The sequence below is a fragment of the Streptomyces sp. NPDC030862 genome (genome assembly GCF_055571835.1).
Genome location: NZ_JBVIEN010000001.1, coordinates 390,803 through 411,888, shown reverse-complemented (window position 1 = coordinate 411,888; position 21,086 = coordinate 390,803). Strand labels below are relative to the sequence as shown.

The window sequence follows — 21,086 nt, the reverse complement described above, 5'->3', positions numbered from 1 at the left end:
CGTCAGACGGTCCGTCAGGTGAGCGGGACCGCCCGCGGCGAGGGCACTCCGACCGTCCGCCCGGACGGCGCGCGGCCGCCCCGGCGGCGACACCCCGTGCCCCCGTCCCGTGTCATCGTGGTGTCATGACCATCGAAGTGCGCCCGGCGTCGGTCTTCGAGGACGTCCGTACCGTGCTCGGCCCGAAGTCACCCGGCGCAAACGTCTGCTGGTGCCTGAGCTACCGGATCCCGTCCAAGCTCAACAACGAGCTCCGCGGGCCCGCCCGGGGGGAGTACGTCGCCGAGCTGTGCCGTGACGATCCCCCTCCCGGGGTGATCGCGTACGACGACGGCGAGCCGGTCGGCTGGGCGGCCGTGGCACCCCGCTCGGACACCTCCTTCGCGCGCAACCGCAAGATCCCGCACGTCGACGACCTGCCGGTCTGGTCGCTGTGGTGCATCCGGGTACGCCCCGGATACCGCAAGAGGGGGATCTCCCACGCCCTCATCGCCGGCGCGGTCGAGTTCGCCCGCGCTCACGGCGCACCGGCGGTCGAGGCGTATCCCATCGACAACTCCGCCGCCGGCGGTGCCAAGGTCGACCTGACGATGGCGTACGCCGGGATCCGGAAGAACTTCGAGCGCGCCGGGTTCGTCCACGCCGCCGACACCACCTCGGTGCTGGCCGGCCACCCCCGGGTGCTGATGCGGTTGGACCTGCGCACGGCGGCGGGACGCCGGAGTGGCAAGAGGAAAGCCCCGTCAGCCGGGGGCTGACGGGGCTGTGACGCCCGGGGTTCAGGCGTGGGTGCGTCGACGGGCCCACATGGGGCTGACGACGCCGATCAGGAGAGCCGCGATACCCACCTGGAAGATGTGGCGGATCCAGTCGATACCGCCGGTCTCCCGCACTCCGAAAGCGGAGGCCAGCGCGTTTCCCACGACCGCGCCGACGATACCGAGGAGGACCGTCAGCCACAGGGGGATGGGCTGGCGCCCGGGGAGGACCAGCTTGGCCACAAGACCGATGATCAGACCCGCGATGATGGCCCAGAGGAAAGTCACAGCGTCTCCTTCCGTTCACTGCCCGACCTTCGGGTAACACTCCGCGTGCCCGCCCTTCGCCGCCCTATGCGTACGTCGTCGGCCCAGCCTCGGTTGCGGGACGGGGAGCGTGGATGTCCGATGGGCGGGTAACCGCTTCGCACATGTCCGACCGGGTGGCCCCGCCGCCGGCCCGGGAACGGGGCCGCGCGGGAGGCAGCATGGCACGACGGTGGTACGGGCCCGGCACCGCCGCGGTGGGGGCGGTCGTCACGGTCGCGGTCACCTCGTGCGGCACGCTTCCCGAGCGACGCGACCGCGTCACGGCGGAGGCCGCCCGGTGCGAACAGGCGCTGGACGCCGGGCGGCACGAGCGCCTGTGCGCCGCCCTCGCGCCGTCCACGAGGGAGGAACTGGAGCAGTCGGCGGGGCGGCGATGTGAGCGGGCGATCGGCGAGGAGGACCTGCCGCGCGGCGGTGGCGTACGGGGCGTGGACGTGTACGGCGACCAGGCCCGGGTGGTGCTGGAGCACGACACCTCTTCCTGGCGCGGTTTCCCGAGGGCTGGAAGGTGACCGCAGCCGGCTGCGTGCCGCGTCCCCGGCGGCTGCGGGCGCGATCTTCCTGCTCTCCTGGCTGACCCAGTCCCTCACGGGCGTCGCCGCCTACAACGAACAGCAGCTGCGCCGGCTCCAGGCGCCCAGCACCTGGCCGGAGTACCTCTCCTCGGCGGACTTCTGGAGCCGCACCCTGCAGAACTGGCAGTCCGAGCTCCTGGCCGTCCTCCATGGCCATCTTCGCGATCTACCTCAGGCAGCGCGGCTCCCCGGAGTCCAAGCCCGTCGGGGCGCCCACTCCGCCACCGGCGTCGAAGGCTGAGCCCCCGCCATGGCTGAGCCCCCGCCATGGCTGAGCCCCCGCCACGAGGCGGGGGCTCACACGGGGACCGGACCGGATCGGGGCCGGACCCGGGCCGACGCGGCCGGCTCAGCCGGCGAGCAGGGACTCCTCCTGCGACGCCGTGCCGAGCAGCTGGTGGCGCGCGGCGGCCAGGGCGGACTCGCCGTCCTGCGTGCCGGTGGAAACGCACAGCGTGTACGTGACGTCTTCGAGACGCTGCTGCACCGCCGGGCCGCCCGCCTCCGCGTGGAGGGCCTTGAGGGTCTCGTACTCCTCGATCAGCTTGGACAGAACGGCCGGGTGAGCCATCAGCACAACAGATCTCCTTTCGTCTCCCAGCAGGCGCCGTACGCCCCGGGTGACAGCGCTGGTTCCCCGCGCGCGCCACTCCATGCGGGCCCGTCCCGGACGATGGCCGGAAACCGTCGGCCGCCGCTCCTCCGCCCCGAGATGCGTAAATCTCGCCATGGGGTGAACTGGTGTAGGAGTACACGAGAGGCGGCGAGGGGGTCGATCATGGGCGACCGGAGCAGCGTCACCGTAGGGGTCCTCGGTTCCTACGGGGGCCGGAACGTGGGCGATGAGGCGATCCTCACCGCCATGCTGGACCGCATCAGGGCCGGGCGCCCCGACGCCCACCTCGTGGTCTTCTCCCGCCATCCCGACCGCAGCCGCCTCCTCCATCCCGACGTGGAGGTGGTCGGCTGGGAAGGCGTGAACAGGGAGCGGATCTCCGAGCACCTGCGCCGGCTCAGCGTGCTCGTGCTCGGTGGCGGCGGCATCCTCTACAACACCGAGGCCCGCCGCTACCTGCGACTGGCCGGGACCGCCCAGGAGCACGGCGTCCCCGTCTTCACGTACGCCGTCGGCGCGGGCCCCCTCAACGACGAGGCCGACTGCGCGTGGGTCCGTACGGCGCTCTCCGGCGCGGCCGAGGTGACGGTCCGCGACGAGGAGTCGAAGCTGGTCCTGGAGGAGGCCGGGCTGAACCGGCCGGTCACGGTCACCGCCGACCCGGCGCTGCTCCTCGAACCCGGCGACGGCGGCGGCGCGCTCCTCCGGGCCGAGGCCGTGCCCAGCGGGGTGCGCCTCGTGGGCATGAGCGTACGGGAGCCCGGCCGGGCGGCCGAGCACCTCGACGAGGACGGCTACCACCAACTCCTCGCCAGCGTCGGCGACTTCCTCGTCCACCGGCTGGACGCCCACGTCGTCTTCGTACCGATGGAGCGCGACGACATCCGGCACGCGCACGCCGTGGTCGCCCACATGATCGAGGCCGAGCGCTGCCGGGTGCTGCACGGCAGCTACCGCCCGCAGGAGGTGCTCGACATCGTCAAGCAGCTGGACCTCGCCATCGGCATGAGGCTGCACTTCCTGATCTTCGCCGCGCTCGCGGGGGTCCCGCTGCTGCCCCTGCCGTACGCGGGGAAGGTCTTCGACTTCGCGCAGGAGATCGGCGCTCCGGCCCTGCGCGGGGTGGTCAGGGAGGCCGCGGGCCCCCTCCTGGCCGAGGTGGACCGCCTCTGGGACGAGCGGTCGGCCCGCGCGGCGCACACGGCCGCCCGGACGGCGGCGATGAAGGTGCGGGCCGCCGAGACCGCCGACCGGCTCCTCGCCTACCTGGACCGCATCGCTCCCCGCCCCCTCGTCCACGACGGCGCGGCGGCCACGGCCGCGGTCGGCTGACCGGACGAACCCTCGGCTCCCCAGGGAGGAACCGTGACCCATCTGATGCCGCCCCGGGTCCCCCGGAGCGTGACGCTGCCCCCGCGCCAGGCGCTGCACGCGGGCTCCACGCAGGTGCTGGTGATCGGGGGCGGACCGGCCGGCATCGGGGCGGCCATCGGAGCGGCGAACGCGGGCGCCGAGGTCGTCCTCGTCGAGCGGTACGGGTTCCTCGGCGGCAACGCCACCGCGGCGCTGGTCATGCCGTTGATGAGCTTCCACAACGAGGTCAAGCAGGCCGTCGTCGGCGACCCCTCCCGGCTGCTGCCGCCCGACCACGGCGAGGGCGAGCCGGTCGTCGGCGGTGTGCTGCGGACACTGCTCGACCGGCTGGTGGGCGCCGGGGCGGCGATCCGCCCCTCACTGGAGACCGGCTACACCGTCCCCTTCGACCCGGAGCTGTTCAAGCTCGTGCTGTACGAGCTGCTGGAGGTCCACGAGGTCCGCACGCTGCTGCACGCCTTCGCCTCCGGCGTCGTCGACCTCCCCGACCGCGCGCGTGCCGTGTTCGAGACCAAGTCGGGGCCGCTGGTCATGGACGCGGACGTGATCGTCGACTGCACCGGCGACGGTGACATCGCCGCCGCGGCGGGCGCCTCGTACGAGATCGGCCGGCCGGAGGACGGCTGGACGCAGCCCATGACGCTGATGTTCCGGGTGGCCCGCTTCGACCACGAGCGGTTCGCCGCGTACGCCCGCGCCAACCCGGACCAGTGGAAGGGCGTGCACGGGCTGTGGGACCTGGTCCGCGCCGCCACCGACGCCGGAGAACTCGACCTGCCGCGCGAGGACGTGCTCTTCTTCGCCACCCCCAACACCGGCGAGGTCGCGGTCAACTCCACCCGCGTCACCGAGGTCCTCGGCACCAGCGTCTGGGACCTCACCCGCGCCGAGTTCACCGCGCACCGCCAGATGGCGCAGATCGCCCGCTTCCTGAAGGCCCGGGTGCCCGGATTCGCCGACTCGTACGTCGTGCAGAGCGGCGTCCAGGTCGGCGTCCGCGAGACCCGCCGCATCACGGGTGAGTACCAGCTGACGGGCGAGGACGTGCTGACCGCCCGCACGTTCGACGACGCCATCGCCCGCGGCGCGTACCCCGTCGACATCCACAACCCCAGCGGCCGCGGCACCACCCTCAAACGACTCCCGCGCGGCCGGTCCTACGACATCCCGCTGCGCTGCCTCTTCCCCCGTGACGTGGACCGGGTCCTGGTCGCCGGCCGCTGCATCTCCGGCGACCACGTCGCCCACTCCTCCTACCGCGTCATGCCGATCGCCATGGCCACCGGGCAGGCGGCGGGCGTCTGCGCGGCCCTCGCCGCCACCCAGGGCAAACGCCCGCAGGACGTCCCCGCGACGGTGGTCCAGCGCGAGCTGCGGGCGCAGGGGGCGAGCCTGCACTGAGCACGACCGGCTAGGACGCCGGTGGTGCAGGAAGGGGCTGCTCGGCCCAGATGACCTTGCCCTCCCGGGTGTGGCGGGTGCCCCAGCGTTCGGCGAGCTGGGCCACCAGCAGCAGTCCGCGGCCGCCCTCGTCGAAGGTGCGCGCGCGGCGCAGGTGCGGGGACGTGCTGCCGGCGTCGAACACTTCGCAGGTGAGCGTGGACTGCAGGATCAGCCGCAGCTGGACGGGGCCCCTTCCGTAGCGGATCGCGTTCGTCACCAGTTCGCTGACCATCAGCTCCGTGGTGAAGGACAGGTCCTCCAGCTTCCAGGCGGCCAGCCGGCCGGACGCGAACGACCGGGCTCCGGCCACGGCCGCCGGGTCCGGGGGGATGTCCAGCACCGCGATGTTCCCGGCGTCGAGGGCGCGCGTGCGTACCACCAGAAGGGTGGCGTCGTCGGTGGTGCGGCTGGGCAGGAGTGCGTCCAGCAGCCGGTCGCAGGTCTCGTCGGGCGACTCCGTGGCACCGGCGAGGACCTCGCTGAGCGTCGCGCACGCGGTGTCCACGTCTCGGGTGCGGCTCTCGATGAGGCCGTCGGTGTACAGGGCCAGGAGGCTGCCCTCGGGAAGTTCGAACTGGGCGGTCTCGAAGGGCAGTCCGCCCAGCCCCAGCGGCGGGCCGATCGGCAGCTCGGGGAAGTGGACCGACCTGGTCACGCCGCCGTCACCGGGCTTCGGGGGAGTGGCCACGGCCGGCAGTACGTGCCCGGCACTGGCCAGCGAGCACATCCGGGTCGCGGCGTCGTAGACGGCGTACAGGCATCTGGCGCTGAGCTCACCGTCCTCGCGCGCCTCCTCGCGCTGGAGGCGGATCACCACGTCGTCCAGGTGCGTGAGCAGTTCGTCGGGCATCAGGTCGATGTCGGCGAACGCGCGGACCGCCATGCGCAGCCGGCCCATGGTGGCGGCCGCCTGCAGGCCCCGGCCGACGACGTCCCCCACGACGAGGGCGACGCGGGCTCCGGACAGCGGGATGACGTCGTACCAGTCGCCGCCCACACCGGCACCGCTCCCGCTCGGCAGGTAGCGGGAGGCCGTCTCGACGGCGGGGTGCTCCACCGTGTGCTGCGGCAGCAGGTTGCGCTGGAGCGTGAGCGCGATGAGGCGTTCGTGGGTGTAGCGCCGGGCGTTGTCGATGGACACCGCGGCGCGGGCCCCGATCTCCTGGGCCAGGAGCAGGTCGTCGTCGTCGAACGGGACCGCGGCGCGGGCGCGGTAGAAGTGGACGAGGCCGAGGGTGCCGCCGCGCGCCTGCAGGGGCAGCAGCAGGACCGAGCCGGGGGAGTCGCCGGCCGTGCCGCCGTCCGCCGCCGGCGCCCACCACGCCGGGGCGCGGGTACCGGTGACGCGGTGCAGGACCGGCTGCCCGGTGCTCAGGGCCCGAGCGGGCTCCGACCCCTCCGGGTAGCGGTGGGTCGCTCCCTCCGCGGCCCCCTCGGTGGCACCCTTGGCGACTCCTCTGGCGGCCCCCTCGGCGGCAGGGCGATCCGGGGCGGCGCGGGCGCCCCGGATCGCCGTGCGGTGGAGCGCCGGTCCGGGCGTCGGCTGCTGCGGCGCGGGTGGTTCGTGGACGACGGAGTCGAGAAGGTCGACGACGACCAGGTCGGCGAAGTCCTCGGTGCCGACCTCGGCCAGCTCCTGAGCGGTGCGAGCGATGTCGAGGGTGGTCCCGATCCGCCTGTTCGCCGCGTCGGTCAGGGCGAGCCGCCGCCGCAGCCGGCGCTCGCGCTCCGCCTGGTAGGCGGCGACGACCTGCTCCGAGCCCCGGTCCACGTACGCGAACGCCGCGCTGATCAGCCGCATCGCCGTTTGGTCGACCAGCTTCGGATCGTCGGTCAGGCGGGCGGTCTCCGCCCGCAGCCGCTGCAGCAGGAGCAGGTGGCCGAGCCGGTAGGCGCGCAGGAGGGTGCCCAGCGGCAGCCCGCGCCGGGCGGACTCGCGGGCGACCTCCAGGGCCTGGGGCGGCGGCGGGACGGCGGACGTGTCGAGGCCGCTGTCGAGCACGTCCAGGAACGCGGTCGTGTGCCCGCCGATCTCCTCCAGCAGCCGGGCGGCGAGGTCCTCGTGGTCCCACAGCCCGGGCAGCTCGCCGCGGAGGCGTCGGACCAGTACCTCGGCCAACTGGTCCGCCCGCGGCCGGAGCTTTCGAGCCAGACGATGCAGGAGCGCATCGACATCGGTCCCCATGGCTCGAACGTACCGAAAGGTCATGCAGCCCGCTCTCTGTGCGGCGGCGGGCGTGCTCCTGGTCGGCCGATCCGGGCCGGCCGATCGGGTCCGCTCGATGCGGCCGGCCGCTACGCGGCGGCCACGGGCAGCTCCAGGCGGGGACCGCGGAAGCGCTCCCGGAGGAGCCGGTCGTGGGTGACGACGACCAGGGTGCCGGTGTAGGGGGCCAGGGCCGCCTCGATCTCCTCCACCAGGGCGGGGGCCAGGTGGTTCGTCGGCTCGTCGAGCAGCAGCAGGTCGAGCGGGCCGGCCGTCACCAGCCGGGCCAGTTCGAGCTTGCGGCGCTGCCCGACCGACAGCTCCCGCAGGGGGACGGCGAGGTCGGCGGCGTGGAACAGCCCGAGGGCGAGAAGTGCGTCGGCGTGCTCGTCCGGCTGCCCCGCCCTGCCGGCCGCGAACGCCGCCAGCAGCGTCCGGTCGTCGAAGGCGGCACCGGGCGCGCCCTGCTGGCGGAGGAACCCCACCCGCGGCGGTCGGCGCACGGTACCCGTGCCGGGCGTCAGCTCCCCGGCCAGCACCTGGAGGAGGGTGCTCTTGCCGGCGCCGTTGGGACCGGTGACGAGGAGCCGTTCGCCCGGGGCGAGTGCCAGGGACGGAACGTACAACCGCCCCTCGACCGCGACGTCTTCCAGGTGCACCGCCGTCGACGCAACCCCCTCGGCCGGCGTGCCCGCGACGCGCCCCGTGAACCGCAGCGGCTGCGGAGGCGGCGGTACGGGGTGCTCCCGGAGCCGCTGCAGCCGCTCGCGCGCGTTGCGGATGCGGCTCTGTGCGCCGTGCGCCCGCGAGCGCGCCCGGAAGGCACCGGCGCCGCTGAACGCCCGCGGCCCCGTGCGGGGGATCTCGGCCAGTCGCCCGATGCCCGAGTCGGCGAGGTGTTCCTGCCGGGCGACCTCGTTGCGCCACTGCTCGTGCTCCCACGCCCACCGGGCGCGGGCCGCCGCCTTGGCGGCGAGGAAGCCGGCGTGGCCGTCGCCGTAGCGCCGTACCGTGTGCCGGTCGTGGTCCACTTCCAGCACGGTGGAGGTGACGCGGTCCAGGAACGCCCGGTCATGCGTGGCCACGACCACCGTGCCCCGATGGCGGCGCAGATGGTTCTCGAGCCACGCCACGGCCTCGTCGTCCAGATCGTTGGTCGGCTCGTCGAGCAGCAGCAGCTCGGGGGAGGAGGCCAGGGTCGAGGCGAGCGCGAGCCGGGAGCGCTGTCCTCCGGAGAGGGTGCTCAGCGGACGCGTACGGTCCAGCGGCGCGTGCTCGCCGAGGCGGCGCAGGGTCACCTCGACGCGGCGGTCCGCTCCGTGTCCGCCGCGCGCCTCGAACGCGGCCACCAGGGCGGCGTAGTGCTCGAGCTCGTCGGGGCCGGCGGCGCCCAGCGCGGCCTCCGCGCCGCGGATGCGGCGTTCCAGGTCACGCAGTTCGCCGAGCGCCTGGTCCACGGCGTCGCCCACGCGCGCCGAGCCCGGCAGGCCGAGCGTCTGGCGGTGGTAGCCGATGCCGCCCGGCGCCGTGACCGTCAGGCTGCCGTTGTCGACCGGCTCCTGCCCGGCGAGCAGCCGCAGCAGCGTGGACTTTCCCGAGCCGTTGTCCCCGACGATCCCGACCTTCTCGCCCGGTCGGATCGTGAAGGAGACGCGGTCCAGCACGGTGCGGTCGCCGTAGCGCTTGGTCACCCCGGCGAGAGCCAGCTGGGACGTGCCGGGAGAGGAGGCGGGAGGGGTGGTCGTGCCGGAGGGAGCAGGGTGCAAGAGCAGTCCTTTCCTGGGGGACAGGGTGGTGCGGCAGGCGGAACGAGAACCGGCCGCCGACCGATGGGCAAGAATCTAGACGATACGTTTCGTCTCGTCAAGCGGTATGGGTGCGAGTGGTGCGGCGCAGCGGGTTGACGCGGGAGCTCTCGCGCCCGTTAACTTCCCGAGAGGGAAACAGAGTTTCTCCATCAGAAACGCTCCATTGGTCATCGTCCCAGGATCGAGGTCCCGATGGCACAAACCTTCCTTCGGCGAGGTCTCTTCGCCGGACTGCTGAGCTTCGCCCTGCTGGCGGCGGCCGGCGGCCACGCCGAGGCCCGTCAGGCCGTGACGCCCGAGAAGCCGACGACCTTCCCCACCGGCTCGTACGCCACCAAGGTCGGCGCCGACGCCGCCGACGTGTACTACCCGGCGACCACGAGCCGCGGCCTGCCGGTGGCGCTGCTCCTCCAGGGCGCCAACGTCGACAAGGCCCACTACGAGGGCTTCGCGCGCACCGTCGCGGCCTTCGGCTTCGTGGTCGTCGTGCCCAACCACGTACGTCCGGTGTTCGGGGTGCCGGGCCTGTGGGCCTCCTCGGACCAGACCCTGGGCGCGGTGGCGTGGGCGGCGGCGGAGAACGGCCGGGACGGCAGCCCGCTCGCCGGCCGCATCGACACCGGCACGCTGACCCTGCTCGGCCACTCCTTCGGCGGGGCCGCCGGGCTGACCGCCCTCCAGGGGCTGTGTGTGCCGCCCTTCTGCGCGGGGCTGCCGCCCGGCGCGGTCAAGCCGGCGCAGCTGAAGGCGGCCGCCTTCTTCGGCACCAACAGTGTGCCGCCGGGCGGCGGGCCCGTCGGCCCCATCAACAACACCGGCGTACCGGTCGCCCTGGTACAGGGCGACGCGGACGGCGTCGCCGCGCCCACGGCCGCGCGGGACACCTACCGGGCGCTGACCGCCAAGCCCAAGGCGCTCGTCGGCCTGCACGGCGCCAACCACTTCGGGATCACCGATGTCCAGAACCCGCCGGGTGCGGCCCCGGACGCCTCTCCCCAGACCCTGGACCAGACCGAGTCCATACGGGCCGCCGGCCGCTGGTCGGCCCTGTTCCTCAAGGCGTCCCTGGGCGACCCCGTCGCCGCCTCCTACGTGCGGTACTGGGGCGACGCCACGGACCGGACCGTCACCGTGGAGCAGGCGTACTGAGCGCACCGCGGCGGCGCTCCGCCCTGAGCTCGCGGAGGTAGGCGAGGGCGTCGACCTGAATCGTGTGACGTGAGGACGCGACGTACCGCCGTGCCGTACGGGCCCGGTACGTCGCGATCTCGCGCCGCATCGCCGCGCGCCCGGGCAGCGCACACCTCCCCTCGAGGAGGTCGGCCACCCAGTGCGACTGGGCTTCCGCCAGCGGCATGATCGCGCCCAGCGGCTGGACCAGCCCGATGAAGTAGAGGCCCGGGTGATCGGGGTCCACCACCCGGTGGTAGAGCCCGATGTCGTTGCCGGCCGGGTCGACGATCTCGCGGCCGAGGAAGGGGAAGCTGATGGCGTACCCCGTGCAGTAGACGATCGCGTCGACGGTCTCGCGCGACCCGTCGGTGAACACCGCCTCCTTGCCGTCCAGGCGCTCGATCATCGGCTTCACGGTGATCTCGCCGTGCCCCAGCCGGGACAGCAGGTCGTCGGAGATCGTCGGGTGCGCGGCCAGCACCCTGTGGGCGGGCACGGGCAGGCCGTAGTCGCTCAACCGGCCGCGGCTGAGCCGCAGCAGCAGCTGGAGCCCCCGGTCCTGGACGGCGAGCGGTGCGCGGGCCAGCCACGAGCCGGTGAGATGGTCCGTGGGTATCCCGAAGAGGTACTTGGGCAGGATGTGTGCGCCGCGCCGCATCGCGAGGAAGGTCCGCCGGGACACCCGGGAGGTCTCCACGGCGATGTCGCACGCCGAGTTGCCGATCCCGAGGACGAGGACCCGCTGGTCGGCGAACGGGTCGGGCGTCCTGTAGTGGTGCGAGTGCGTCTGCGTACCGGCGAAGGACCCCGAGCCCGGCAGCGGGGGCTCGGGCCAACGCGGCCGCCAGTGGTGGCCGTTGGCGACGAGCACCGCGTCGTACGAGCGGACGGTCTCCTCCCCGCCGTCGCGATGCCGCGTGGTGACGGACCAGCTCCGCCCGTCGGGGGACGGCTCGACGCGTATGACCTCCGTCCGGAAAGTGATGGACGGGCGCAGGCCGAAGTGGTCGACGAACTCGTCGAAGTACCGCGCGATGTGGAAGTGGCTCGGGTAGACGGGATACGCCTCCGACATGGGGAAGCAGGCGTACTCCATGACCTGCCGGGAGGTGTTGATGTGCAGGGATCGGTACGCCGAGGACATGCCGTTGTCGTTGAGATAGCGCCAGTTGCCGCCCACCTCCGAGCCGGCCTCGAAGCAGTCGTACGGGATCTTCCGCTCCGCGAGCACCTGGCAGGCGGCGATGCCCGAGGATCCCGCTCCTATGACGCAGACACGTTTCATCACGAGCCTTCCGACGAGAGACGGACGGGGGTGACCACCCGGTCACATGACCGGTCGGTCACAGGGTGGGGCCGCGTCTGATGGCTTGTCAACATGCGTGTATCGCATGGGGATTGACGCCGTACCGGTGCATTCGCGACGATGACCGAGCGGTCACATGACCGCCTGGTCATACAGCGGGAGCACTCATGCCCACCTCCACCTGGACACACCTCTCGCCCGCGCGGCGCGAACGGGTCCTGGTCGCCGCGATGGACGAGTTCGGCACGCACGGCTACTCCACGGGAAGCCTCAACGTCATCGCCCGCGAAGCGGGAGTGGCCAAGGGATCCCTCTTCCAGTACTTCGCGGGCAAGCTCGACCTCTTCACGTACGTCGCCGAACAGACCTCCCTGCGCATCTACGCGGCGATGCGGCCGTGGCTCGACGGATACGACGGCGGCAAGGAGTTCACCACCCACCTCACCGACGCGCTGGAAGCATGGCTCGACTACTTCGCCACCCACCCCCTGGAGCGCGGCGTCACCGCCGCCACCAACATGGAGATGGACCCGGCCGTCAGGGAAGCCGTGCGCGCCCCCGTCCACGGGCTCTACCTCGCCGGGCTGCGGCCCCTCGTCCAGCGGGCCGTCGAGGCCGGCGACATCCGCGAGGACGCGGACACCGACGCCCTGCTCTCCCTGCTGCTCCTGCTCCTGCCGCACCTGGCGCTCGCCCCCTTCACCCCGGGGCTCGCCGGACCCGTCGCCTTCGCCGAAGACCGGCCCGGGGCCCGGCGCACCGCGATCGAGCGGCTGGTGATCCCCCTCCTGGCCGGCTTCGTCACGGAGGAACGCCCATGACCGCGACGGCCTTCGACTACGACGTCCTCGTCGTCGGCTCCGGCTTCGGCGGCAGCGTCACCGCACTGCGGCTGACCGAGAAGGGCTACCGGGTCGGCGTACTGGAGGCCGGGCGCCGCTTCGACGACGCCGACCTCCCGCGTACGTCGTGGCACGTGCGCGACTACCTCTTCGCGCCCCGGCTCGGCTGCACCGGCATCCTGCGCATGACCCTCCTCGGCGATGTGCTCGTCCTCACCGGCGCGGGCGTCGGAGGAGGCTCCCTCGGCTACGCGAACACCCTGTACGAGCCGCCCGCCGCCTTCTACGAGGACTCCCACTGGGCCTCCCTGACCGACTGGCGCACCGAACTCGCCCCGTACTTCGACCAGGCCCGCCGCATGCTCGGCGTCACCCCCAACCCGCTGGTCACCGCCTCCGACGAGGTGCTGCGGGCAACCGCCCGCGACCTCGGCCGCGAGGACACCTTCCGCCCCACCCCGGTGGGCGTGCACTTCGGGCCGCCCGGCAGCGCGCCCGGCACCGTCGTACCCGACCCCTACTTCGGGGGCGCCGGACCCGCCCGCGCCGCCTGCCTGCACTGCGGCGCCTGCATGACCGGCTGCCGCCACAACGCCAAGAACACCCTCCCCAAGAACTACCTCGGCCTCGCCGAGCGCGCCGGGGCCACGGTGCACGCCGAACGCACCGTCACCGACGTCCGCGCCCTCGGCGAGGGCTGGGCCGTCACCTCCGTACGCACCGGCCGCACCCTGCGCCGCCGGACGCGGACCCTCACCGCGCAGCACGTCGTCTTCGCCGCCGGCGCCCTGGGCACCCAGCGCCTCCTGCACCGGCTGCGCGACACCGGAGCGCTCCCCGGCCTCTCCCCGCGCCTCGGGCGCCTCACCCGCACCAACTCCGAGGCCATCCTCGCCGCCCGCTCCCGCGACCGGAACGCCGACTTCACCCGCGGTGTCGCCATCACCTCCTCCATCCACCTCGACGACACCACGCACGTGGAACCGGTCCGCTACGGACGCGGCAGCAACCTCCTCGGCCTGCTCGGCGCCACCCTCGTGGACCCCGTGCCGGGCCGCTCCCGGCTGCTGCTGGGGCTGGCCGCCATGGCGAGGAACCTGCGCGACCTGCCCGCCCTGCACACCCCGCGCCGGTGGGCCCGGCAGTCCCTCGTCCTCCTCGTGATGCAGAGCCTCGACAACTCGGTCACCACCTACACGCGACGCGGTCTCCTCGGACGCCGGCTCACCAGCCGGCCCGGCGAGGGCGACCCCAACCCCACCTGGATACCGGCGGGACACCGGGCCGCGCGACACGCCGCCCGCCGCATCGACGGCATACCCTGCGGCACGTGGGCCGACCTCTTCGACATCCCCACCACCGGCCACCTCATCGGCGGCTGCACCATCGGCGACACGGGCGCGACGGGCGTCGTCGACCCCTACCACCGGGTGCACGGCCACCCCGGCCTGCACATCGTCGACGGCTCCACCATCTCCGCCAACCTCGGCGTCAACCCCTCCCTCACCATCACCGCCCTCGCCGAACGCGCCACCGCCCTGTGGCCCAACAAGGGCGACCCCGACCCCCGGCCCGCCCCCGGCGAGCCCTACCGCACCCTGGCACCCGTCCCGCCACGCACGCCGACCGTGCCCGCCACGGCCCCCGCCGCGCTGCGGCTGGGACGGGCCGCCCCCAGGAAGGACACACCGTGACGGCCTACCCGCCCGAACCCTGGCACCTCGCCGGACAGATGTACCTCTCCCTCTGGCTCGTACCGCGCCACGCGCTGCCGCCGGGCCTGCCGCCCGGCACCCGGCCGGTCACCGTCGCCGGACGCGGCGTGGCCGGCCTCGCCTGGGTCGTGTACGAGCAGGACAGCGTGCTCCACTACAACGAGCTCCTCGCCGCCGTCCTCGTACGCGACGGCTTCCGCCCCCGGGTCACCATCACCGACATCTGGGTCGACAACCCCGCCTCCCTGGCCGGCGGCCGGGAGCTGTGGGGCATCCCGAAGGACCCGGCCTCCTTCGACCTCGACCGTTCGGCAGGAGGAGGCCTGCGCGCCACCGCCAAGGCCGACCACGGCACCCTGGCCACCGCCGAGTTCGCAGGCGCCCGCCGCCTGCCGGGCCGCTGGCCCCTCACCTACCACGTCACCCAGACCCTCCACGGGCGCCTCAAGACCAGCCCGGTCCGCACCCGGACCGGTGTCGCCCTCGCGAGCGGTGCGCGCTGGTCGGTGCCCGACGACAGCCCCCTGAGCCGCTTCACGCGCCGGGCGCCGCTGCTCAGCCTGGTGCTGCGGGACTTCCGCCTGCGGTTCGGCGCAGCCTCCTAGGGCCTGATCCGAAAGACAGGCCCCAACCCCACCCGACACCGAGGAGCCGTCATGCCCGACGCCGCGACCCTCTGCGAGACCTTCCAGCGCACCGCCGCCACCCGGCCCCAGGCACCCGCCCTCCACACCGTCCAGGGCGACGTGCTGACCTGGGCCCAGTACGCCGAGCGCGTCGCCTCGGTCGCCGCCGGGCTGCACGGCCTGGGCGTCCGGCACGGCGACACCGTGGCCCTGATGCTCACCAACCGGCCCGAGTTCCACGTGGCCGACTGCGCCGCCTTCCACCTCGGCGCCATACCGTTCTCGCTCTACAACACCCTGCCCCCGGACCAGCTCACCGACGTACTCGCCCGGGCGCGGGCACGCGTCCTCGTCACCGAGCGGCGCTTCCTGCCCGTGCTCCGGCAGTCCCTCGCCGGCACGGACGTCGCACACCTCGTCACCGTGGACGGGCCGGGCGAAGGGGCCACCGAGCTGGCCGCGGTGGAGGCCGCCGCGCCGGCGGACTTCGACGTCGCGGCGGCCTGGCGGCGCGTACGGCCCGGCGACGTCCTCACGCTCATCCACACGTCCGGAACCACCGGCCGCTCCAAGGCCGTGGAGGTCACGCACGCCGGAATGACGGCCCAGCTGGACGCCACGGAGCAGCTCCTCGGCATCACGCACGAGGACAGCCACCTGTCCTTCCTGCCCGCCGCGCACATCGCCGACCGCTGGGCCTCGCACTACACGAACATCCGCTTCGGCACCCGCCTGACCTGCGTACCCGACCTCAAGGAGCTGCCCGACGCCCTCACGTCCGTACGCCCCACCCTCTTCGGCGCGGTGCCCGTCGTCTGGCAGCGGCTGAAAGCCGGGCTGGACGCGGCCCTCGCCGCGGCCGACCCGGGACTGCGGACCCTGGTGGAGGGCTGCGTCGACACCGCACGCCGCCTCGGCCCCGGCCGGCGCGCCGGAACACTGACGGCCGAACAGGCCAAGGAACTCGACGCGGCCGAACCGGTCCTCGCCGAACTGCGCAAGAGGATCGGCCTCGACCGCGCCCGGGTCTGCGTCACCGGAGCCGCCCCCGCGCCGCCGGAGCTGGTGGAGTTCTTCCACGCCCTCGGTGTGCCCCTCGGCGACGCCTGGGGCATGTCCGAGCTGTCCGGCATGGCGCTGATGAACCCGCCCGGCGACCCCAGGCCCGGCACCGTCGGCCGGCCCGTGCCGGGCGCCCGCATACGGGTCGCCGAGGACGGCGAACTGCTGGTGAAGGCGCCGTTCCTGATGCGCGGCTACCGCGACGAGCCCGGCCTCACCGCACAGGCCGTCGACCCGGACGGCTGGCTCCACACCGGCGACCTCGTCACCGTCGACGGCGAAGGGAACGTCACCGTCGTCGACCGCAAGAAGGACATCATCATCAACACGGGCGGCAAGAACATGTCGCCCACCCGCATCGAGGGTGTCCTGCGGGGCGCCTCGCCCCTGATCGGGCACGCCGTGGTCGTCGGCGACGGCCGCCCCTGCAACGTCGCCCTCATCGTCCTGGACCGCGAGGCCGTCGCCGCCCGGGCCACGGCCGACGTCGAGAGTGAGATCGCCGCCGCCGTCGAGGACGCCAACACCCGGCTCTCCCGCCCCGAACGCGTCCGCGCCCACGCCGTCCTGCGCGACACGTGGGAACCCGGCGGGCCCGAGCTCACCGTCACGCTCAAGGTGCGCAGAGCGGCGGTGGAGCAGCGGTACGCGCAGCTCATCGAGTCGCTCTACACCCACTGAGCCGGGCGGACACGGTGTTCTCCCCGGCCCTCGCGCTGGTCGCCATTGTGCAACTGGCGCTCGCCGCCGTCGCCCTGCGCGGCCCGCGCCCCCGAGCGTGGACCGCGCTGCTCGGCTGCGCCGTCGCGTACGACTCGGCCGTCGTCGCCGCCGGTACGGTGCTGGGCCACGGCGCGGTCCTGGAGACGCTCAGCACCGGCCGGTACCTCCTCCACGCCCTGCTCACGCCGCTGGTGGTGCCCTGCGCCGCGATGCTGCTGCGCGGCGGGCGCGCGGTGGTGGCCGGGGCGTGGGGCACGGCGTGCGTGCTCGCCGCCGCCGGGGCCTGGGCCACCCTGCCGGGCCTGGACCTCGTACCGCGGCGGTGGGCGGACACCCTGCGGTACGCGGACGCGGAGCCCGGCGGGGTGCCGGTAGCCGCGGTCGCGGCGATGCTCCTGCTGCTCGGGGCGGGCGTGGTGCTCTGGCGGCGCCGGCGCGTGCCGTGGGTCGCCGCGGGGGCGGTGGCCCTGTTCGCCGCCTCGGCGGCGGCCGTCGCCGTGCCGCCGCTCGGCAACGTGGGCGAGGCGCTCATGCTGGCCGGGCTGGTCGCCGCACTGCGCGAGGACCGCGCACGCGCCGCCTCAGTGGTCGCGCAGCAGTGACCCGGCGCCGTACACCTTGTCCTCGATGCCGTTGTCGCGCAGCGCCATCCACCACGTGGCGGCGTTGATGGCGATCACCGGAAGTCCCAGCCACCGTTCGGCCTCGTCGGCCAGCGCCACCATGGACAGGTTCGTCCCGCACTGGACCAGCGCGTCCACCCCGTCGAGCGCGGCCAGACCGGTCAGCGCCTCGCGCAGCCGCTCCTCCCCGACGTGGGCGATGGAGACGGCCGTCGGGCAGCGCAGGCCGGTCACGCCGGCGACGTCGAAGCCGAGTTCGCCGAAGAACCGCCGTACGTTCGCGTCCCCGATCGGCTGGTACGGCGTCACCACGCCGATGCGCCGGGCGCCGTACAGGCGCAGCGCGCGCTCGCACGCCTCCGCGCCGGTGGCCACCTGGAGCCCCGTGATGTCGTGGATCTGCTTCACGAAGGCCCGGTTGCCCGCCACCCCGCCCCAGAAGGTCTCGGCGGACATGCCCATCACCATGTAGTCGGGCTCGCAGGTCAGCACCCGCTCGCAGGCGGCGCCGATCTCGTCGCGTATCTGCTCCAGCAGCCGCTCCATGCCCGCGTCGCCCGCCATGTTCTGGTCGCGGATGTGGATGCGCGAGAAGTGGGCGGTCACACCGGGCACCGTCATCCGGTAGAAGTCGGGCTCGACGATCGTGTTCGTACTGGGTGCGATGACGCCGAATTTGCGGCGCCAGCCGAGGGCATCGGTCACAGGGGCACCTTCCAGAAGGAGGAGGCGGAGGAGGTGGGGGCGGACAGGCGCCAGGCCGCGTACACGAGGGCGGCCTGCGTGAGGGTGTTGCAGGACTGCTCGACCCACTGCAGCGCCACGCTCTGGTCGGGCTGGGCGGCGAGCGGCCCGAGCGCGTACGTGCCCAGCAGCCACACACCGGTGGCCGTAGCCGCGCGGGGCTCTCCGGCCGCGCGCGCCAGCAGGATCAGCCGGACGCCGCAGACCGTCACCGCCGCGATCGTGAGCACCATCAGCGGCATGGTCGTGCGCAGCGCCAGGGAGCCGGCGGCGGCCGCCGCCCACGTCACGGCGAAGCCCCACAGCGGGGGAGTCCGGGAGGCCTGCGGACCCGCGGCCACGGGCATGCTGAGCAGCGCGTGTGCCAGGAGCAGGAACCCCAGCGCGAGGAGCGGGAAGAGCGCTTTGTTCAGGGCCTGGACGTCGGGTCCGTCCAGCGCCACGGTGAGCTTCCAGCCCGCCTTCGACAGGCCCCCGGCGAAGACGAGGGCGGCGCCGCTGGCCGCGACGGTACGGGCGCGAGGGACGGCGCGGCCGACCGGCCGCACGAGCCACGCCGCCGCCACACCGGTCAGCACCACCGGGACGAAGTCCTCCAGGGCGAGCGCGACGGGGTAGTCCACGGCGCTCACCGTTCCGGGACCGTCGCCGGGAGCACGTTCCTGCTCCGGAAGGCCGCGGCGGCGAACCGGGCGGCCGCCTTGCGGCGGGTCAGCCACGCCACGCGGCCCCCGTTGCGGGTGCGGTCGGCGAGGACCCGGTCCGCGAGCCACGGGGTCACCGTCTCCACCCGGTCGGCCAGGATGTCGAGGACCCTGCGCGCCTTCGCGTACTGCTCCGGGGTGTAGCCGTGGACCAGCAGGTCGGTCACGAGCATCCCGGGGGACAGCCGCAGCGCCCGCACATCGTGCGGGCGGGTCCCGGCCCGCTCGTCGAGGTCGGCGGCCACGGCCCGCGTCAGGTACGTGACCGCGCTCTTCGTGGCGCCGTACGCGCCGAGGCCGGGCAGCACGCGCCCGTCGGAGCCGAAGCCCTCCATGTTCCACAGCCGCCCCCGCCCCTGGGCGAGGAAGCCGGTCACCGCGACCGCCGAACCATGGGCGGTGCCCAGCAGGTTCGCCGCCGTCACCGCCTCGACGTCCCCCGCGGCCAGTTCCCACAGCGGGCGGCGGGGCGCGGCGGCACCCGCGTTGTTGATCCAGACGTCGACCCGCCCGTAGCGGTCGTACGCGGCGTCCCACAGCGCCTGCACCTGGGCCCGGTCGGTGACGTCCGCCACCCGCGCCAGCACCCGGTCCGGCGGGCCGGGCTGCTCGCCCTCCCGGCGGCCGCACAGCGCCACGCGGCAGCCGCGCGCCAGGAACGCCCGTACGAGCCCCAGGCCGATCCCGCGCGTGCCACCCGTCACCACCACGACGGTGCCGCCGCCGACGACTCGGCCGCTCACGACTCGGCCTCCCAGGTGAGCACGCCGTGCAGGACGCCCGTGAGGACGTTGCCGCCGAACAGCTCGTACGTGACGGCCAGCCGCCCACCCGCCGACATGCCGGCCGTGGCGTCCAGGGCGAACTCCCGCGCCCTCACCCGGTGGACGTCGCCGCCCGTGAAGTGCCACAGCGGGAAGTTCGCGCGGCCGAACGCCTGGGCGCCGCCCCAGGCGTCGGGGCCCTCCCAGAACTCCCGCGTCCCGTCCCGCCGCCGCACCACGGTGAAGGCCCGGTCGAGCCCGCCGCCCGTCCAGGTGACGCGGTGCTCGGCGCGCAACAGGTCCAGCGGGGTGAGCCGGTGGACGACCCGGACCGTGCCCAGCGGCTTCTGGTCCGCGCCCCACAGCTCGCAGTCGCCCGCGAACCTCCCCGCCTGCTTGGTCGGCAGGATCCACGGCACGGGGCCGTTGGCGGTCTCGGCGTCCCGGTGCGCGGCGACGGCCCGCCGGGTGCCGGGGTCGGTGTCGTGGTCCGTGGTCCTGACGTACAGGCCGTTGAAGCAGCCGACGACGGTCCAGCCCTGGTACAGGACCGAGGAGTAGACCTGGGTGGCGCCGTCGGGCAGGACGTGGTTCCAGGTGTTGAGGCCCACCTGCCAGCCGGGGCCGTAGTAGTGGGCGTCGACGAAGGAGCCGTACGGCTGCCCGCTGCCGTGGAAGTCGGGCCCCTGGTAGAGGCGGTTGTCGTCGGCGTCGCCCACGGTGAACGCGAAGGGCGCGGCGAGGCGGAACCGCCCGGCGAGCGGCCCGCCGCCCGTGAGGCCGCCGTCCATGCGGTAGACGGTGGCGCCGTCCTCCACCTCGGACGAGCGGCGGATGTCCTCGTAGCCGCACCAGGTGCCGTGGGCGTCGAAGAGGGACGGGCGGCCGTGCCACTCGCCCGCGATGCGCTGCTGCCAGGCGCTGGGGGAGGACGGGTTCATCGCGTCCCCTCCGGCCGTCCGGTGACCAGCAGGTGCCGCAGGCGGTCCGTCGTCGCGGGGCCGAGCAGCCGGTCGACCCTGTCCCACACCGGGTCGATCTCCCGGCTGAACAGCGCGGTCCGCAGCCGCCGGTCCCGTACGGCCAGGTCGGTGCCGGCGAGTTCACCGGCCGCCTCGGCGGGCATCGAGGCGGCGAGCGACAGCCAGTGGTCCGCGTACTCCTCCACGACCGGGCCCACCGCGCGCAGGGCCGCCTCGTCGGCGCGGTGCACCAGCATCCACGGGGACATCAGGGACCGCTGCCGCGGACCGACGGCCGCCGCGGTGAGCCCCGGTATCTCGGCGGCGCGGGCGTGGGACTTGGTGAGCGGCCCGTACACGGTGTCGGTGTACACCGGATGGGCGGCGAGGTCGGCCCGCTGCACCAGGTCCAGGTGGAAGGCGTAACCGCCGCCCGCGTACACCGAGTCGAGCGTGAAGTGGGGCAGCGGGCCGTCGTCCGCGCCGAAGGCGAACACCATGTGGCTGTCCAGCCCCGCCGCGGGCAGCACCAGCCCGATGTACACCACCGACGCGACGGACGCGTCCCGGCCGCCGGTGAAGTACCGTACGCGGCCGACCGGTTCGGGGAAGGAGGGGCCGCGCAGGGCCGCCCACTCGGTGGGTCGCTCCACCACCCCCGTTCCGGCGACGAGCCGGTCGAGGACCAGGGCCGACAGCTCGGCGGACGGGGACAGCGCCGTTTCCGACATG

20 protein-coding genes and 1 pseudogene are annotated in these 21,086 nt (G+C 73.9%); 11 read left to right on the top strand and 10 right to left on the bottom strand.

The features are described from left to right. The first annotated feature begins 125 nt into the window (after positions 1–125). Positions 126–758 (top strand): GNAT family N-acetyltransferase, encoded by a 633-nt coding sequence (locus ACZ42X_RS01905; protein ID WP_468283218.1) that lies wholly within the window; start codon positions 126–128, stop codon positions 756–758. A 21-nt stretch (positions 759–779) separates the two neighbouring features. Here the strand turns inward: ACZ42X_RS01905 and ACZ42X_RS01900 are convergent, their stop codons facing one another. Further along, positions 780–1,046 carry a GlsB/YeaQ/YmgE family stress response membrane protein gene (locus ACZ42X_RS01900; protein ID WP_361428362.1) on the bottom strand — a complete coding sequence of 89 codons (267 nt, stop codon included), beginning with the start codon at positions 1,044–1,046 and terminating at the stop codon, positions 780–782. Between the two features lie 200 nt (positions 1,047–1,246). Between ACZ42X_RS01900 and ACZ42X_RS01895 the strand changes: the two genes are divergently transcribed. Further along, entirely contained in the window at positions 1,247–1,600 is a 354-nt protein-coding gene (locus tag ACZ42X_RS01895; RefSeq protein ID WP_468283214.1) for a hypothetical protein, read from the top strand. A gap of 37 nt (positions 1,601–1,637) precedes the next feature. Then, positions 1,638–1,904, top strand: a pseudogene (locus ACZ42X_RS01890) (DUF6766 family protein); the annotation flags it as partial. A gap of 108 nt (positions 1,905–2,012) precedes the next feature. Here the strand turns inward: ACZ42X_RS01890 and ACZ42X_RS01885 are convergent. Further along, the gene (locus ACZ42X_RS01885) at positions 2,013–2,240 is read right to left on the bottom strand and encodes a DUF5133 domain-containing protein (protein ID WP_468283211.1); all 228 of its coding nucleotides are present in this window, start codon (positions 2,238–2,240) and stop codon (positions 2,013–2,015) included. A gap of 201 nt (positions 2,241–2,441) precedes the next feature. On the opposite strand from ACZ42X_RS01885, the gene ACZ42X_RS01880 reads away from it, so the two are divergent. Together ACZ42X_RS01880 and ACZ42X_RS01875 are read left to right on the top strand one after the other, a co-directional pair. Beyond that, positions 2,442–3,611: a polysaccharide pyruvyl transferase family protein gene (locus tag ACZ42X_RS01880; protein WP_468283208.1), complete on the top strand. Its 1,170-nt coding sequence runs from the start codon at positions 2,442–2,444 to the stop codon at positions 3,609–3,611. 33 nt (positions 3,612–3,644) lie between these two features. Next, positions 3,645–5,054: an FAD-dependent oxidoreductase gene (locus tag ACZ42X_RS01875; RefSeq protein ID WP_468283205.1), complete on the top strand. Its 1,410-nt coding sequence runs from the start codon at positions 3,645–3,647 to the stop codon at positions 5,052–5,054. 10 nt (positions 5,055–5,064) lie between these two features. On the opposite strand, the gene ACZ42X_RS01870 is transcribed toward ACZ42X_RS01875, so the two are convergent. Continuing rightward, positions 5,065–7,281 carry an ATP-binding SpoIIE family protein phosphatase gene (locus ACZ42X_RS01870; protein WP_468283202.1) on the bottom strand — a complete coding sequence of 739 codons (2,217 nt, stop codon included), beginning with the start codon at positions 7,279–7,281 and terminating at the stop codon, positions 5,065–5,067. Between the two features lie 110 nt (positions 7,282–7,391). Continuing rightward, positions 7,392–9,068 carry a ribosomal protection-like ABC-F family protein gene (gene abc-f / locus ACZ42X_RS01865; protein ID WP_468283199.1) on the bottom strand — a complete coding sequence of 559 codons (1,677 nt, stop codon included), beginning with the start codon at positions 9,066–9,068 and terminating at the stop codon, positions 7,392–7,394. A 234-nt stretch (positions 9,069–9,302) separates the two neighbouring features. Between abc-f and ACZ42X_RS01860 the strand changes: the two genes are divergently transcribed. Beyond that, positions 9,303–10,259, top strand: coding sequence for a poly(ethylene terephthalate) hydrolase family protein (locus tag ACZ42X_RS01860; protein WP_468283196.1), 957 nt, complete (start codon positions 9,303–9,305; stop codon positions 10,257–10,259). Here the strand turns inward: ACZ42X_RS01860 and ACZ42X_RS01855 are convergent. Then, entirely contained in the window at positions 10,237–11,568 is a 1,332-nt protein-coding gene (locus ACZ42X_RS01855; protein ID WP_468283193.1) for a flavin-containing monooxygenase, read from the bottom strand. The genes ACZ42X_RS01860 and ACZ42X_RS01855 overlap by 23 nt on opposite strands. A gap of 188 nt (positions 11,569–11,756) precedes the next feature. Between ACZ42X_RS01855 and ACZ42X_RS01850 the strand changes: the two genes are divergently transcribed. The 5 genes from ACZ42X_RS01850 to ACZ42X_RS01830 are packed head-to-tail and all read left to right on the top strand — an operon-like array spanning position 11,757 to position 17,159. Then, positions 11,757–12,410: a TetR/AcrR family transcriptional regulator gene (locus ACZ42X_RS01850; RefSeq protein ID WP_468283190.1), complete on the top strand. Its 654-nt coding sequence runs from the start codon at positions 11,757–11,759 to the stop codon at positions 12,408–12,410. Further along, positions 12,407–14,125 (top strand): FAD-dependent oxidoreductase, encoded by a 1,719-nt coding sequence (locus ACZ42X_RS01845; RefSeq protein WP_468283187.1) that lies wholly within the window; start codon positions 12,407–12,409, stop codon positions 14,123–14,125. The genes ACZ42X_RS01850 and ACZ42X_RS01845 overlap by 4 nt, the downstream gene beginning before the upstream one ends. Next, on the top strand, positions 14,122–14,751 hold the full coding sequence (locus ACZ42X_RS01840; RefSeq protein ID WP_468283183.1) for an acetoacetate decarboxylase family protein: 630 nt from the start codon (positions 14,122–14,124) through the stop codon (positions 14,749–14,751). The genes ACZ42X_RS01845 and ACZ42X_RS01840 overlap by 4 nt, the downstream gene beginning before the upstream one ends. A 51-nt stretch (positions 14,752–14,802) precedes the next feature. Continuing rightward, on the top strand, positions 14,803–16,515 hold the full coding sequence (locus tag ACZ42X_RS01835; protein ID WP_468283180.1) for an AMP-dependent synthetase/ligase: 1,713 nt from the start codon (positions 14,803–14,805) through the stop codon (positions 16,513–16,515). Between the two features lie 14 nt (positions 16,516–16,529). After that, positions 16,530–17,159: a hypothetical protein gene (locus tag ACZ42X_RS01830; RefSeq protein ID WP_468283177.1), complete on the top strand. Its 630-nt coding sequence runs from the start codon at positions 16,530–16,532 to the stop codon at positions 17,157–17,159. Here ACZ42X_RS01830 and ACZ42X_RS01825 read toward each other — a convergent pair. The 5 genes from ACZ42X_RS01825 to ACZ42X_RS01805 are packed head-to-tail and all read right to left on the bottom strand — an operon-like array spanning position 17,139 to position 21,085. Next, the gene (locus ACZ42X_RS01825) at positions 17,139–17,885 is read right to left on the bottom strand and encodes a maleate cis-trans isomerase family protein (protein ID WP_468283174.1); all 747 of its coding nucleotides are present in this window, start codon (positions 17,883–17,885) and stop codon (positions 17,139–17,141) included. The genes ACZ42X_RS01830 and ACZ42X_RS01825 overlap by 21 nt on opposite strands. After that, positions 17,882–18,547, bottom strand: coding sequence for a hypothetical protein (locus ACZ42X_RS01820; RefSeq protein WP_468283171.1), 666 nt, complete (start codon positions 18,545–18,547; stop codon positions 17,882–17,884). Before ACZ42X_RS01820 ends, ACZ42X_RS01825 begins: the two co-directional genes overlap by 4 nt. Positions 18,548–18,552: 5 nt before the next feature. After that, positions 18,553–19,371, bottom strand: coding sequence for an SDR family NAD(P)-dependent oxidoreductase (locus ACZ42X_RS01815; RefSeq protein WP_468283168.1), 819 nt, complete (start codon positions 19,369–19,371; stop codon positions 18,553–18,555). Continuing rightward, positions 19,368–20,333 (bottom strand): hypothetical protein, encoded by a 966-nt coding sequence (locus ACZ42X_RS01810; RefSeq protein WP_468283165.1) that lies wholly within the window; start codon positions 20,331–20,333, stop codon positions 19,368–19,370. The genes ACZ42X_RS01815 and ACZ42X_RS01810 overlap by 4 nt, the downstream gene beginning before the upstream one ends. Then, positions 20,330–21,085, bottom strand: coding sequence for a hypothetical protein (locus ACZ42X_RS01805; protein ID WP_468283162.1), 756 nt, complete (start codon positions 21,083–21,085; stop codon positions 20,330–20,332). The genes ACZ42X_RS01810 and ACZ42X_RS01805 overlap by 4 nt, the downstream gene beginning before the upstream one ends. Position 21,086 lies beyond the last annotated feature (1 nt).